This is a genomic window from Microbacterium zouquanmingi (genome assembly GCF_052266675.1).
In the GTDB taxonomy this organism is placed as follows: domain Bacteria; phylum Actinomycetota; class Actinomycetes; order Actinomycetales; family Microbacteriaceae; genus Microbacterium.
The window spans coordinates 1-13,293 of the sequence record NZ_JBQPRA010000006.1 but is presented as its reverse complement, the minus strand read 5'-3'; the positions used below and the strand labels follow the sequence as shown (position 1 = coordinate 13,293).

Sequence of the window (13,293 nt, the reverse complement as noted above, 5' to 3'; positions counted from 1 at the left end):
GGTCGAGTGGCACGAAGTGGCACGACGGTCCACCAGCGTCCGTTCGAGTCCATGGGAGGGCATCATGAGAAGCACCAAACGCGAGAATTGGGGGAGCCTGCGCAAGCTCCCTTCCGGCCGCTGGCAAGCCCGATACCCAGGACCTGACGGAACGACTTACACGGCCAGAACCGATCAAGACAGGCCGCTCACCTTCCTCACCAAAACGGATGCCCGCACCTGGCTTGCCGGGGTGCAGTCGAAGATGGCGCGGGGGCTGTGGGAGCCGTCGGAGGAGACCGCGGCCAGACTTGAAGCCGAGCTGGCAATCGAACAGGCGCAGTCGTTGGGCTTCGAGGAGTACTCCGCACGTTGGCTTGAAATGATCCGTACCGAACCTAATCGCAGCGGGAAGAAGCGGGCGGTTGGGACGGTGCGCTCGTACCAGGGGAAGGTCACCGGCTATCTCGTTCCAGAGTTCAGAAACACTCCGGTGCGCGAGATCGACGCCGCCCGCATCAAGGTGATGACGGATCGGCTGGACCAGATCCCCGCGCCGCTGAACCCAAAATCGAAGTTCAACGGCATCACTCGGCCGGTGCTCATCGTGCTCATGATGATCCTGCGGCAGGCCGCGCGAGACGGCATCATCCCGGCCGCACCGAATGTGTCGGTGCCGCGGCAAGAGTCGGTGCGGCACGACGCAGACCACGACGCGGGTGAAGACGTTGCGACGCCCATGCAGGTTGAAGCACTGTACGAGGCGGTTCCAGATCAGTGGGCTATCGCGGTGCTGCTCGCGGCATGGTGTCAACTGCGCCGAGGTGAGTGCCTCGGCCTGCAACGTCGTGACATCGAGTGGCACGACGACGGAAGCGCCACGCTGCACGTTCGGCGCCAGCTCAACGCCAACACCGGTGGCTACACCGACCTGAAGAGTGAGGCTGGCAGGCGATCCCTCAGCATCCCGAAGCTCATGATTGATCGACTGCAGCAACACTTGGAGAACTACGTTGCGTCCGAAGCAAAGGCTCCGGTGCTTCCTGCAGACCGGCGGGGGAGTATCCCGCTGTCGAATACCCGGTGGGGATATATCTGGGCTGACGTGAGAGACGGAGTTGACGGGCTGCCCCACCGCTTCAGGTTCCACGACCTGCGGCACACAGGGCTCACGATCTTCGCGCAAGAGGGGGCAACGCTCGCGGAGCTGATGAGACGCGGCGGTCACGCTGACATCCACATCGTGTTGCGTTATCAGCACGCCACGATGAGCCGTGACCGGGAGCTGGCCGACCGTATGAGTGACCGTGTCAGCGCGAGCATCGTCCGATCGCAGAAGGAGGACGAAGTCGGTGATGAGACCTAACAGGACAGCCAGGGACACCTGTGGAGTGACACTCATTCGCTTACAGGGAGGTACCACCATGGCTGCTCGAACTCGATCTGAGGCACCCGAATCTGCGTTGGTTTCATTGGCGGTCGCGGCCGAGAACCTGGGCGTCTCGGTTAAGACCATCAGACGGCGAATCTCTGACGGTACCGTCCGCGGATATCGGGTCGGCCGACTCATCCGCGTTGATCTCGACGAGCTGCGGCGGAGTCTGATGGTAGAGATTCCCACAACAAGGTAGGAGTTACAGCGCCCGGCTTTTGGGTGAGACAGCATGCAGCGCCCCCTCGCGGATAACACTCCGCTCGGGGGCGCTCGTCTCGTCCTCAAGCATTCGCACGATGTCGGCCCCAGTGGTGATGACGCGGGCGTGACCGCGTTGAAGAAGCAGGTTAGTTCCCGTGCTTGCGGTGCTCGTCACAGGCCCGGGGACTGCGCCGACGAGGCGGCCGAGCTGCGCAGCCTCTGTGGCCGTATGCAACGAACCCGACCGGGATCCTGCTTCAACGATGATCGTCGTGCTCGACAGCGCGGCAAGGATGCGTGATCGGTCGATGAACCGCTGGCGAGTTGGTGCCACCGACGGTGGCACCTCGGACAACAGCAGCCCCTCACGCGCAATGCGATCGATGAGGTCAGTGTGGCCCGCGGGGTATGGGCGGTTGACGCCAGATGCGAGTACCGCAACCGTGCTCGCATCCCGCATGAGCGCGGCGCGGTGCACGGACGCCTCAATTCCGTATGCGGCCCCTGCGACCAGCGTTTTACCGCTCCGAGTTAGATCTCCGCAGAGTTCGTCGGTGACGTGCGCACCGTATGCGGTGTCGGCGCGGGCACCCGTGACGGTGATTCGCTGCGGGAGCGGCTGAGTAAGCAATTCCGTGCGCCCCTTCGCCCACAGGGCGTACGGGGCACGCTGGCCGAGATCGTTAAGCGCCGTTGGCCAGTCGGGATCGCTCGGGATAATCACACGAAAGCTGCTTGCCTCGGCCATCCGGGCGGCGAGGTGCTCTGGTGCGGCAGCTGTATGCAGATGTTCTCGCCACACCGCAGCCTCAACTCGATCCATGCCGGGCACCGGCCCGTCGCCATCGGCCAGTGTGATCAGCTCGACTGCGCTCACCCTCTCCAGCAGGTTCCTGGTGAGGGCATCGTTGGGGCTGCTGACCATGGCCAGCATCACGCGAGCGGCCCGGTCGTCCTTGGCCAGATCAGAGAGAGCGGGCATGGCTGCCTCCTTCGGAGAGTGATTTCTCTCAGGAGGTGCGCGGCGACGGCCCCTTTCGGTTCCTCACTGGCAGGCGTACATTGGAAGATGAGGCACGTCCACAAACTAGTAGGCCCTTCGGGGTGGCCCTCATGGGAAATCGATATATGTCGCCTCCTCCTCCATGGAGAAGCATGTATATCGAGAGGTTCTGCCATGATTCGTTCAATTTGGATCCTGAGCATCTACGTTCGCGCGTTGATGCAGCGTTGCATGCCGACCAACATCCTTCTCGCCCTTATCCGCAGACGGCAAGGGCTGAAGTGGGGTGTGCCCGCGATGTTCGTCGCCGTGCCCTACCTGATGGTCGCCAATTGGTGCTCGACTCTGGTCGGCCAAGGTGGACCTGGATGGCTGAATCTCATCATCCTGATCTGTCTGTGGAACGCGATGAAGTTCGTAGTGATGGGCCCGGTCAGTGTGGTGCTTTTGCTCCGCGCGCGACATCACGAAGCGGCCGCCCGAAGGGCGGTCGAGTCGCGCGAATTGACCGAGGAGCGCGCTGTGGCGCTCAGCCGATAGACCTGCTCAGTCGCGAACCTCGCCCGTGTGATCATCGATATTTGCGAAGAACGCGTCCTCAGCGGCCTCGCGCGCTTGTACCTGATCTATGACGAACTGCACGAAGTCGGCATCTCGGTCAGTGATGACCTGTTCGACGATCTCGACCGTCCTCTCTTCACCGGGCCAGAAGGTCTGTCGCGTCGGACGATCCCGATCGAGTCGTGTGCCACTTGCTGCGATCCAATCTCGGAGACGCTGTCGCGCGTCGGCGAAGTCTCGATGCCAGCCCAGTGGGGCAGAGCCGTCTTGATTCGCGTCGTAGGCGCAGAGCCAGTGCAGATGGAGCGCTGACAGTCCCCAGAGCAGCTCCGGGTGTCGGTGCCAGAACGGCGGAATCACCGACGCCGGGAGCCCATACTCCAGCCGAAGCCAGTTCACCCACCGGTTGAGTTCGAAGAGTTCCTGCTCAAGGTCATGCGATGTGAGTAGATTCCAATTGACCGGATGGGGCGGTTCGGCAACGAGATCTTCCTCGTTCCACTGGTCGTGCAGACTCTCGGGCCTCTCATCGGGGGCGTCGTGTTTGCTCATGATTCTGGCCTGGATCCTGTTCACAGGCCGAGTGCAGGAGCGACATTTGTCGTCCGCTGAGGTCGAGGGTCAAACCCGCGATTCTGCTCGTGAGTAACGCCATCGCGTGCAGCGCTCTTGCGTGGCGAACGATCAACCTCGTACCTGGTGCGTGCGGCGTCATGACCGATGCGCTTCGCCACGAACTCCTCGCTCTCCACAGGCTGGCCTTCGCGCTCGTAGCTCACGGGGCGTTGGTATCCTTCGGCGAGAAAGTTGTCGCCTTTCGAGAAGTGGTCGCTCGCGAGTTCGGCTGAACGGCCAAACATGACGAGATGGTGGTAGCTCGTCTCTAACTGAGTGAAGGCGCCGTCTTCTTCACGGCGGAAGTGCTCTTGCCCGAATCGGAGATAGAGGCGCTGATTTCCGTTTGCTGAGGACGTGAGCTTCGGGTCTGAAGCAACGAAACCGGAGACGGATTCTTGTGTGTGGATCGACATGTTCTGTTCCTGTCTGCTCGGGTGACCGGCGTTGTTCGGTCACTGCAGCAGGAAGGTGCGCGTGGATTCCCGCGCGTGCATCGTTACCTTGCGGGGCATTCCAGCAGTGCCTCAACCGCCGCGCGATCGGTCTTGAGCTGCTGGCTGTCGGCCCGCTTCGGCCACGGATACAGGTCGGTGATGATCGGTGGTGCCGACCGAAGCAGGATGACCCCGGTACCAAAAGGCAGGGTGCGGATGCGGTCGGGCGGCAAGATCGGGACGCGACGAACGGAACGCTGGTTCGAGCGCGAACCATAGTCACCGAGTGTGATCGAGTCGGTGAACTCGTCCCGTTCGCCGATCAGCGTGGACAGGTCCTGGAGGTCGCGTGAGTTTGAGGCGCCGCCGAGGATGATCTTCGCGATGCTCGCATCCCAGATCGCGGCCGCTTGATTCTCTGACCACTTGTCTCGTGCCTGGGCGAGCGACTGGAGTACGGGCATCGTTGTGATCCCCGTACCGCCACCTTCTGCCATGAGTGTCGGGAGCGAGGGGAGCGGTGCGAGGTTTCCAATCTCATCGAGTGCGAGCAGTAACGGTGGGTCAAGCCGCGCGCCCGGTGATCGTGCAGCCATGCGGCGGGCCGTCTCGACGAGGTCTTCGACGAACGCAGCGACTAGGGCAGAGCTGTTCCCGGCACCCGCACCGGTTGCAAGCAAATAGAGAGTACCGCGACTGCGAATGAACGTCTCGGGGTCGAAGTGCTCACCGTCGGACGGGCTGACGGCATCGAGCACCCTCGGGTCGGCGAGTGCTGATAGCGCAAGGGACACGCCTTGCCAGATGCTGTCGCGCGTGCGTGGATCGGCATCGAGCATCGCCTCCAGTGACTCTGCCCAACCCGTTGCCGCGGATGGTGACCCGATCAAGATAGCGACTGCCTCGGCCGCCGCCGATGGGTCGAGCGTCCACCGAAAGAGCTCCGTCGGGCTTCGATGGTCGAGTGCCGCAGCGTGCAGGAGCGCCTGCAACGCAATGCGCGTCTTTCCCTCCCAAAACCCTCCGCCTTCGACGCCACCCGAAGACAACTCGGTGGCCGCGGCAAGTCCGGTTGCTCGGATCATCGCGGTGAGCGGATCCTCGCACCCGCGTATAGGCGACCAGCGCAGCCCGGCAGGGATACCTTCGGCAAGTCGTTGTGGATCGAAGACGGCAACCGGCCCGAGGCGCTCGCGAGCGCTGAGCGTTGCGGTGAGATTGTCAGGCCTCGTCGACGTCGTTACGACTGCGCCCGGTGCGTCAAGGATTGCCGGGATGACGATGTGGAGACCTTTGCCTGAGCGCGGTGGCCCGATGAGAAGGATCGAGTCTTCGACGCTGGCCCAGATCTGCTTGCCACGTGAACGGCCCAGCAAGTAACCCACGTCCTCGGGAGTGGGCCGCTCCAGTGAAGGACGAAGGGTGGCAGCTCGATGCAGGAGAGACTTCGCGGACACGTTGGCTGCGACTTCTTGGCTGTTCGCGGCGCCAGCGAGCTTGCGCGGGTTGGCATCCACCGCGCGCGCGTGGCGACGCCACCGCGCCCATACCCACCCGATGGTGCAGCCGATAATGAGCAGCATCGTCACCGCTATTGACCAGTAGAGGACGGCGTTCAGCTCAGGTGCTTGGAGCGCATTGGCCGGGTCTAAAGGGTCAAACAGCACGTTGACCCCACCGGCGAAGTCGACGGATGGTTGACCTGTCCCAGTGAGAAACGCAGTAACCGAACCGGCTGCTCGCAAGATGATGGCGATACCGAACACAGCGACGAGAGCGATCATCAAAGCATTGGTTAGCTCATCTCCGAGGCCGCGGCCTTGCGGATGGGGAGCGCTCATGACGGCAGCGGCGCCGAGACGATTACGCCCGATACGCGTCCGATGAGTATGGCCTCTGAACGGTGATCCACCGACTCGCTCAGGTCGACGAGGCCACGAGCGCTCCCGTCAGCGGACCCTTCAGTGCTGGAGATTGACAGCGCGACAGTGATGTCTTCACCAGGAATGAATCCGGATCCGGTGATCTCGACGAGCTGATGCGTCGGAGAGTGACGCGCTCTCCGCTTCGCACTGGGCTGTTCTACCTCGACTGCGGTGCGTTCTTTTCGGATGATGTCGGTGAAGACTGACCCGTCAAACTCGTGCACTTCGACTCGGACGGTGCGCGTTCGGTGAGCGGAGATCGCATCGAGCAACTCGCCGAACCGAGCCCGACTCCATTCGCTATCCGGACTCGGAGGCGGGAACTCTCGTCCGTCGTAGATGACGCGCATCGCACCGCGTTCGTCGATGCCGATGCTGGCGATAGGAAGGTTGACGGATGGTTCGGACGAGTTGTCTCTGGTGCTGCGATTGCCCATAAAACACAGGTGCGCCGCGGTCCTCGAGATACCTACTCACGACCCCGTGATTCTTCCTGGCGTGTCCCGCAGCAGGACAGGCGATCAGGACATTCCGCGGGTGACACTGGTGCCAAGACCAATTCGCCCGACCGATCGCTGACTCTTCGGATTGACGAAGGTGCGAGAATCGCTGGAGCCGACGGTGTGCGCTGGCCATTACTGCCATGGGAGATGTCGCGTGTCGAGAAAATTGAGCGATAACGCTCTGCGGGGAAGCATGTGCTGCATGGCAATAAGGTCGCGGTGGCGGTTCCTCGCCGGTACGCGTGGCGGCTTTGAGCGCACTGGTCCGTTCCCCACCATCCCCGTTTGGAGCGCCGCGCGGGTCAAGAATGACCAGCGCGAGCCGGTCCCGGGTGGTCGTTATGAGGTGACTCGACTAGATCGGAGCGCAGACGAGTTCGTCGGCGGGCTCGAGTTCGCTGGGATGGTTCCAGGGTGACGGCGTCGCCGGGCCGCACCTATCGTGTGCAGATTGACGTCATCGCCGAAGAATACGTCACTATTCTCGAGAACGGGGATCTGGTTCTCGAAGATGCGGTAACCGGCGACTTCATGGTCGTGGAGCGCTCCCGCCTCGACGATTTCGCGAATTCGGAGCCTCCGTACAGTGCTCACGTCGCCGAACGCATCCACCAGGTTCTGCTTAGCCCAATGCACGATGACTGCAACTGGCCATGGACACAGCAGCTTGATGGGGGGTGGTGGTACCGGCACGGGAAATGTCCGACCTGTGGTGAGTGGTGACCGAATGATCTGGGTTCTGCCGCTGCCAGAGCTGCGCTAGTTTTGTCGCGCTACAGCCACTTCGCAAGGAGTGATGCGGTGAACGGAATGAGCTTTCGGTCGTGCGCCTGGTAGATAGGCATGATGTCATGCGTTCCACCAGATTTGTCATACACTCGTCCCTCAATGGAGAGCACCAGCATCGTCTCGCTGTCGCGCTGGAGCGCCCAGAAGTGGCTTTCCGGTTCACCAGGCAAACCTAAAGGCGGAGTCGCTCGCAGGTCCTCCTGGGCGTGGGGGAACTGAGTCAAGTAGTCCTTCACAAGGCATCCGTGCGAAGAGTCGAGAAAGACGGATCGGGCGTCCCACTGATGCCTGTCGTTCATCAGCATCGTCAAGGCCGACGCAACGAACCGGTATACCAGCACTCGTGACGTCGTGGCAGGAGTCGGCGACGGAGATCCCCATCCTGTGGCCATTTCAAGCTCCTTCAACACTGAGTGCGGTGACCACGCGTCAACGACGTCGGCCCAGCTCGCGACGGTCACTGCGCTCTGAGCTTCGTGAACTTGCAGTGTTCCGACCCGATTTAGCATGACCCGTGGGATGTCGGGTGCCGACTCAGAGGAGAGGCCTTGTGTCGAAACGACGCACAGGACGTCATACATTCCTCCGCCAGGATGCATCTCGTATACGACGAGCTCGGGATGGCGCCGTGCGAGTTCGGACGCGACCCACCAGGATTGCGCGAGCGCGTATCGGCTCGCTCCCCACCCCGCGCTCAAGTGAGAATCCTCCGGACTGCTGTTCGCCCTGATTGACGATGCAGCTTCTCGCGAGTGCGCGAGCTTCGCCTGGTGGGAGGAGCGCAGGTCGCGGAGGACCTCCCGCGCATCTGGCTCGTTGCCGGGCCCGAATAACGAACTCGGTCGACGATAAATGCTCCAGTTCGACGAGGTGGCTTCCTTGTAGCGCGCCCACTCTTCCAACGACTGGAGCGGCCGATCCATAAGAGCCTTTTCGCCGCGGGCCTTGTACCTAGCTGTCTCCGGTGGATAGAGCGGCTCTCCGTCGTCGCCGTCGATACACCAAACCCCGACCGGTTCGAGCGGAGCTCCTTTGAGCGTTCTGACCAAGTGAATGAGGATCATCGACGACAAAGCTCCCTGTCAATCCAGCGGTGGACCCTGCCGAGCATAACGTCCCAGCGTCCGCCAGCAGCCATGCCAGCGCTTCACTGAGCGGTGAAGGGCATCATTTGGTTGGCGTCGAGTCATGAGCCGGTCATGCGGCTGGTGGTATCGAAGAGTTCCAGCTCTCTGGGATGTAACTGATGTTGGCAAACGAAGGAACGGTCCTTGATGCGCCAGAGCCCTTGGCCTACACCGAGCCCGGGCAGCAGCTTCTGCTCGGTACCGGTAAGTCCAAGTGCTTTCGCAGTTGCCCCGAGCTGATCAGACTCCTGCCGGTAGATGATCCGCGTCTCGGCGTTCGCAAGCAAGCTGTTGGCCAGAGCGCGCATCGCGGAGCCTTGATCTCCGACGTTCTCCAGGTCGGTCAACTTATGGAAAATGAGCATGTTCGCGATCCCGTAGTGTCGCGCTAGTCGCCAGTGAGCATCCATTCGTCGCAGCAACGCCGGATGCGACATGAGACGCCACGCCTCGTCGTAGATACACCAGCGCTGACCACCGTTCGGGTCGAGGAGCGCGGACTCCATCCACGCCGACGAACAAGTCATGAGCACCGACATCAACGTCGAGTTCTCCGTCACTCGCGACAGGTCAAGCGAGATCATCGGCAGTGTCGGATCGAACGTGACTGTTGACGGGCCATCGAAGAGCCCGGCGAGGTCACCCGAGACCAACCGCCGCAGCGCATGCCCGACGAGACGTCCGTCCTCGGCGAGACGCCCATCGAGATCTGCTTCCGGCGTCGGCGCAAGGATGTGATCGACGACCATCGGAAGGATCGGTACGTCGTTGCTGCGCACGACCTCAGTCAGCGCCGTGTCGATCGATGTGTGTTCGAGCGGAGTGAGCGGTCGTGTCAGAACCGTCTCGGCGAGTGCACCGATGAGGTCGCGTCGTCGTGCTGCGACGGTGGCTGACCAGCTCTCCTCACTCATTCCTGCAGGCCGATAGCCCTCGTCGAGAGGATTCAGGCGGGTAGAGAGTCCATGGCCGAGCACGATTGCTTTGCCACCGACGGCTTCGGCTACGGCGGTGTGCTCACCCTTCGGGTCGCCAGGAACGTAGACGCGGCGGCCGAACGGCAGCGACCGCGTGTAGAGGCTTTTGGCCAGACTGGATTTTCCAGAACCGACGATGCCCGCGAGCACGAGGTTCGGGGCAGTGATGAGGCCGCGCGCATAGAGCACCCATGGGTCGTAGACGAAAGACCCGCCGGAGTACAGATCCTGACCAACGAAAACACCGTCAGGCCCGAGGCCGCCTTCGGCTAGGAACGGGTACGCGCCAGCGAGGGTTGCCGAGGTGTCCTGATGCCGCGGCAGGCGAAGCTTTCCGGGAGAACGCAGCTGAGAAGGACCCGACTCTCCAGCTGCCGGGAGGTACGTGGTCGCCCGGCGCTCCGCCAATTCGGCGGCATACTTTGCGCGGGCAGCCTGACGCTCAGCCTTCTGCTGCTCAGCCTGCAACTTCGCGGCAGCCTGACTGCGCTGCTTACGCACGCGCCGCTTCTCAGCTGCTGGAGCGACGAGGACCGAGGTGTGCAGGCGCTCGGAATCATCGTGGCTCATAGTCCCAGACCTCGCTGCAGCTTGATCGCCGTGATGCTGGCGGGCTCGAACCACGACGTTCGCTGTTGCCCGCGGGTTCGGCCCGATGCTGACGGAGCACCAAGGGTGCGATTGTCATCGGGTAGTTGATCAGCTTGTGCAACCCCATGGAGTCGATACAGCGCGACGTGCTCGAAGCTGTAGCTGTAGGCGAGATGGTAGTCGCCATCTCGTACCTCACGCTCAAGCGGCCCGCTTGGTGGAGCATCGTAGACGTATCCGTTTTCCATCGCCGCGCTGGTTGTCTCGTCACCGTAGTCCCAGTACTTCAGCTGGTTGAGCCCAGCGAGAGCACCGTCCGTGTCGATCATGTCGAGAACCTCATCTGCCTCTGGACCGTGCAGGTAGACGACACTGATCCATCGAACAACCGGAGGCGCGTCGGCGCCTGGAGCTTCGTGCCAAGCAACGCGACTCGCGGCTGCGGCAGCTACGTCGAGTCGCAATTCTGTCTGGTCGGTCAGGGTCGCGGCCTGGTGGAGTTCGTCGGCAGCGGCCAGAGCATCCCTGGATCCGGCGGCATGGTCACCGTGGTCGTCAAACGCGCGAGGACGATTCTCGACATGGGCCACAGCAAGCTGATCGAGAACCTGCTTGAGCGATCGCACACCTGACAGCAGTTCACCGAGAATGCCGTACAAATCCTGCGGACTCTCAAACGTGCGCGTAGCGTGGGCGAGCGCGCGCAGCGCTTTGGATGCTTCTTCGGCATCAGCTCCGGGATCGTAGAACGTGGGCATGGTGACCTCCTGAGTTATGGCTACGGGCAACAGTCAGGTGCACCGTCGCTTCAGGAGATGTCGTAACTCCCTGCGATACTTGTGATGTGAATCGGTGATAGCTACGACTCAGCCACCGGGGAGAGGATGACCGGGTATGGATGACTCGTCAGCAGCTCACAGTGAAACCGATGACGACTCTGCGGCGCAGCACGACGTAGACAGCCCGCGGGCGGAAGGCGCTGCCGAGCTTGAAAGTGCGACGTCCACGACTCTTGTGGAGGTGACGCCAGGCATTGCCGTTGTCTTCGGTGAGGTCCCGGAGGGCCTAGAACTATTCGACCTTGATCTACTTCCATCGCTCGACAGAGCACAACTCAACACAGCGCTGGGGACGATAGGGAACATCGGGACCGTGGCTGGCAATGTCGCCGAGGCTATTTCTAGCGCGCAAGGGCTATACCGAGTCAATGACGCAACGTTGTCCTTGCTCCAGAGTGGGGGCAAGCTGGCTGCAAAGGACGGTGCAAAGCTCGGAGCAATCTTCAAGAACGGAGAGTTGGTCGCCCAGGCACGCTTCATCCCCGCTTCGATGACTGCCGCGACGGCCATCGCGGCTATTGGCCCGGCTGTTGCCATGCTTGCGCTTCAGATGCAGCTTGGCGAGATTTCAGGTCTCGTGCGTACAAATATTGCGCTGACCACCCAGACTCTGAAATCGATCCGAAATGAGCAATGGTCAGAGCTTGAAGCATTAGTTGAGGCTGTTGATGAAGCAGCCGACCATGCACGGAGTATTGAAGCTGTGCCCGATTCCGTGTGGGACTCAATCGCGGCGAGCTATCCGTCTTTGCGAAAGCAAATGAAGCTCTATCGAAGGAACGTCGCTGGTTACGTTCAGGAGCTTGGCAAGCTCAACGGGCGCCCACGACGCCAATATCTGGAGTCCAATGCTGAGGCAATGGTGTTCGACACGTATTCGTTACTCAGCTCTCTGAAGGCATACGCGGAGTATCAAGCGATCAAGGCAGTACGGGCGAGAACGCGAAGTGCGGACGACGAGAGCGAGGCCCAGCTATTTGAGCGTATTACTCGGGACACTCCGATCGAGATCCAGGCCGCGCGTGATGAGATCGCGAGCCTGACCAAGGAGCTAGTGCGCGAGCTAAGGATTATCGCTGAGCTTCCAGGCCGCGCGACTATGCCGCTCACAAAGAAACGAAAAGATGCCAAGGCCTCGCAGCTGACATGCGCGCAGCTACTCGAAGCCATTGAACCGGTTGCGAACATCATGTATCCACCTGTTGACAAGCCGAGTACTCCCGATGTCGTGTGCGCTCCGGAAGATTTTGACCTTGACCCCTACCTCCAGATACTTCGATGGTTTATGGAAGACACGGAAGTCCTTCAGGGTATTGCGTTTCCGCACGAGGCTGGAGGCACCCTCGCGGCGCTCGTACCAGCGGTACTTGCAAGGCGGGTTGACGCATCGTGGGATGCTTTGGCTTCAGGCAGGGCGGCTGCGATCGTGGACAAGTTCGCCTCCAGCACGTTTGTAGCTGTCACAGACCAGCGGATTGTCACAGCGTCTCCGCGCGCTCTGCTGCGGGAGGGTGAACTGGGGGCCGTGTTCCCGTTGAACGAAGTCCGGTACGTAAGACCTCGCCGTAACCAAGCCGACAACGTACGGTCGACGATCAGCGTCGCTACTGATCGGAAGGACATCACCTGGATGTTCCCCTCTGCGGCTGACGATGAGCAGATCGACAACTTCGCTGCTGTTGTCGAAGACGGGGTGCAAAGTGTGACGGCAAACCAACTCAGGATTGAAGGCGCACGGGATCGCGCAGCTGAGGAGAACTCGATCTTGTCTGAGTAGGTAATGCGCGCCAGCTTCGCAGTCAATCAACTTTGTCCTTAGCTCGACGAGTTACACAACGCGGCAGAGTGGCAGCGCAGCGGCGGTGAAGGCCTGGGCCTGCTGGCCGACGAGGAGGCGCGTCTCGCATGAAGCTTGAATTGCGGCCTGTTCGATGGCGGCGACGGCGGCGTCGAGTTCGTCAGCTGTTCGTGCGGAGACCGATATGAGCCCGGTGTAGCGCAAGATGCCGTGCCCTGCGGTGAGGTCGGCCTCCTGCTGGAGAACATCCTGAAACTCCGCGGTTTGCGAGGCATCCTCAATCTGACCGATGCGTTGGCGTTGGGCTGCATCTGAGATGTACTCCGTTTTCTTCTTACGGATGTCGCGCGCAGCCTGGTCAGAGCGCATCGGAGTGCACAGCAGAGAGAAGGATCGCTGGATCCCTGACGACAAGAGCACCGGTGCCAAGAAGCCGGGATAGACCATCGAGCGGGGCCACTCCGAGATCCACAACACGGGACTGCTGACGGTTTAGTTGACTCCAACGCTGTG

Annotated in this window: 13 protein-coding genes and 1 pseudogene; 5 read left to right on the top strand and 9 right to left on the bottom strand. The window is 61.5% G+C overall.

The window, feature by feature from the left end; all coding sequences use genetic code 11:
- The first annotated feature begins 64 nt into the window (after nt 1–64).
- A complete protein-coding gene (locus tag ACTU6V_RS13480; RefSeq protein ID WP_443475852.1) occupies nt 65–1,345 on the top strand; it encodes a tyrosine-type recombinase/integrase in 1,281 nt (426 codons plus the stop codon).
- On the top strand, nt 1,335–1,610 hold the full coding sequence (locus tag ACTU6V_RS13475) for an excisionase family DNA-binding protein (RefSeq protein WP_443475896.1): 276 nt from the start codon (nt 1,335–1,337) through the stop codon (nt 1,608–1,610). The genes ACTU6V_RS13480 and ACTU6V_RS13475 overlap by 11 nt, the downstream gene beginning before the upstream one ends.
- Before the next feature lie 3 nt (nt 1,611–1,613).
- Here ACTU6V_RS13475 and ACTU6V_RS13470 read toward each other — a convergent pair whose 3' ends face one another.
- A complete protein-coding gene (locus ACTU6V_RS13470; protein ID WP_443475851.1) occupies nt 1,614–2,597 on the bottom strand; it encodes a DNA-processing protein DprA in 984 nt (327 codons plus the stop codon).
- A gap of 195 nt (nt 2,598–2,792) precedes the next feature.
- Here ACTU6V_RS13470 and ACTU6V_RS13465 point away from each other — a divergent pair, with 195 nt between their 5' ends.
- Nucleotides 2,793–3,158, top strand: coding sequence for a sulfate permease (locus tag ACTU6V_RS13465; RefSeq protein WP_443475850.1), 366 nt, complete (start codon nt 2,793–2,795; stop codon nt 3,156–3,158).
- A 6-nt stretch (nt 3,159–3,164) separates the two neighbouring features.
- Here the strand turns inward: ACTU6V_RS13465 and ACTU6V_RS13460 are convergent, their stop codons facing one another.
- The 4 genes from ACTU6V_RS13460 to ACTU6V_RS13445 form a co-directional block, all read right to left on the bottom strand.
- A complete protein-coding gene (locus ACTU6V_RS13460; RefSeq protein WP_443475849.1) occupies nt 3,165–3,731 on the bottom strand; it encodes a hypothetical protein in 567 nt (188 codons plus the stop codon).
- Nucleotides 3,732–3,751: 20 nt separating this feature from the next.
- Nucleotides 3,752–4,210, bottom strand: a complete 459-nt coding sequence (locus tag ACTU6V_RS13455) for a single-stranded DNA-binding protein (RefSeq protein ID WP_443475848.1) — start codon at nt 4,208–4,210, stop codon at nt 3,752–3,754.
- 83 nt (nt 4,211–4,293) lie between these two features.
- The gene (locus tag ACTU6V_RS13450) at nt 4,294–6,072 is read right to left on the bottom strand and encodes a type IV secretory system conjugative DNA transfer family protein (RefSeq protein ID WP_443475847.1); all 1,779 of its coding nucleotides are present in this window, start codon (nt 6,070–6,072) and stop codon (nt 4,294–4,296) included.
- Nucleotides 6,069–6,593: a hypothetical protein gene (locus ACTU6V_RS13445; RefSeq protein ID WP_443475846.1), complete on the bottom strand. Its 525-nt coding sequence runs from the start codon at nt 6,591–6,593 to the stop codon at nt 6,069–6,071. The genes ACTU6V_RS13450 and ACTU6V_RS13445 overlap by 4 nt, the downstream gene beginning before the upstream one ends.
- 480 nt (nt 6,594–7,073) lie before the next feature.
- Between ACTU6V_RS13445 and ACTU6V_RS13440 the strand changes: the two genes are divergently transcribed.
- Nucleotides 7,074–7,382: a hypothetical protein gene (locus tag ACTU6V_RS13440; RefSeq protein WP_443475845.1), complete on the top strand. Its 309-nt coding sequence runs from the start codon at nt 7,074–7,076 to the stop codon at nt 7,380–7,382.
- 50 nt (nt 7,383–7,432) lie between these two features.
- Here ACTU6V_RS13440 and ACTU6V_RS13435 read toward each other — a convergent pair whose 3' ends face one another.
- The 3 genes from ACTU6V_RS13435 to ACTU6V_RS13425 form a co-directional block, all read right to left on the bottom strand.
- Nucleotides 7,433–8,512, bottom strand: a complete 1,080-nt coding sequence (locus ACTU6V_RS13435; RefSeq protein WP_443475844.1) for a TY-Chap2 family putative peptide chaperone — start codon at nt 8,510–8,512, stop codon at nt 7,433–7,435.
- A 122-nt stretch (nt 8,513–8,634) separates the two neighbouring features.
- Entirely contained in the window at nt 8,635–10,122 is a 1,488-nt protein-coding gene (locus ACTU6V_RS13430) for a VirB4 family type IV secretion system protein (protein ID WP_443475843.1), read from the bottom strand.
- Nucleotides 10,119–10,901: a hypothetical protein gene (locus ACTU6V_RS13425; RefSeq protein ID WP_443475842.1), complete on the bottom strand. Its 783-nt coding sequence runs from the start codon at nt 10,899–10,901 to the stop codon at nt 10,119–10,121. The genes ACTU6V_RS13430 and ACTU6V_RS13425 overlap by 4 nt, the downstream gene beginning before the upstream one ends.
- A gap of 136 nt (nt 10,902–11,037) precedes the next feature.
- Here ACTU6V_RS13425 and ACTU6V_RS13420 point away from each other — a divergent pair, with 136 nt between their 5' ends.
- On the top strand, nt 11,038–12,759 hold the full coding sequence (locus tag ACTU6V_RS13420; RefSeq protein ID WP_443475841.1) for a hypothetical protein: 1,722 nt from the start codon (nt 11,038–11,040) through the stop codon (nt 12,757–12,759).
- Between the two features lie 51 nt (nt 12,760–12,810).
- On the opposite strand, the pseudogene ACTU6V_RS13415 reads toward ACTU6V_RS13420, so the two are convergent.
- Nucleotides 12,811–13,257 (bottom strand): annotated as a pseudogene (locus tag ACTU6V_RS13415) (SCO6880 family protein); the annotation flags it as partial.
- Nucleotides 13,258–13,293 lie beyond the last annotated feature (36 nt).

Excerpts from the sequence above, each read along its gene's own strand:
- ACTU6V_RS13480 (WP_443475852.1), top strand. The coding sequence starts at position 65 with ATGAGAAGCACCAAACGCGAGAATTGGGGGAGCCTGCGCAAGCTCCCT.
- ACTU6V_RS13475 (WP_443475896.1), top strand. The coding sequence starts at position 1,335 with ATGAGACCTAACAGGACAGCCAGGGACACCTGTGGAGTGACACTCATT.
- ACTU6V_RS13470 (WP_443475851.1), bottom strand. The coding sequence starts at position 2,597 with ATGCCCGCTCTCTCTGATCTGGCCAAGGACGACCGGGCCGCTCGCGTG.
- ACTU6V_RS13465 (WP_443475850.1), top strand. The coding sequence starts at position 2,793 with ATGATTCGTTCAATTTGGATCCTGAGCATCTACGTTCGCGCGTTGATG.
- ACTU6V_RS13460 (WP_443475849.1), bottom strand. The coding sequence starts at position 3,731 with ATGAGCAAACACGACGCCCCCGATGAGAGGCCCGAGAGTCTGCACGAC.
- ACTU6V_RS13455 (WP_443475848.1), bottom strand. The coding sequence starts at position 4,210 with ATGTCGATCCACACACAAGAATCCGTCTCCGGTTTCGTTGCTTCAGAC.
- ACTU6V_RS13450 (WP_443475847.1), bottom strand. The coding sequence starts at position 6,072 with ATGAGCGCTCCCCATCCGCAAGGCCGCGGCCTCGGAGATGAGCTAACC.
- ACTU6V_RS13445 (WP_443475846.1), bottom strand. The coding sequence starts at position 6,593 with ATGGGCAATCGCAGCACCAGAGACAACTCGTCCGAACCATCCGTCAAC.
- ACTU6V_RS13435 (WP_443475844.1), bottom strand. The coding sequence starts at position 8,512 with ATGATCCTCATTCACTTGGTCAGAACGCTCAAAGGAGCTCCGCTCGAA.
- ACTU6V_RS13430 (WP_443475843.1), bottom strand. The coding sequence starts at position 10,122 with ATGAGCCACGATGATTCCGAGCGCCTGCACACCTCGGTCCTCGTCGCT.
- ACTU6V_RS13425 (WP_443475842.1), bottom strand. The coding sequence starts at position 10,901 with ATGCCCACGTTCTACGATCCCGGAGCTGATGCCGAAGAAGCATCCAAA.
- ACTU6V_RS13420 (WP_443475841.1), top strand. The coding sequence starts at position 11,038 with ATGGATGACTCGTCAGCAGCTCACAGTGAAACCGATGACGACTCTGCG.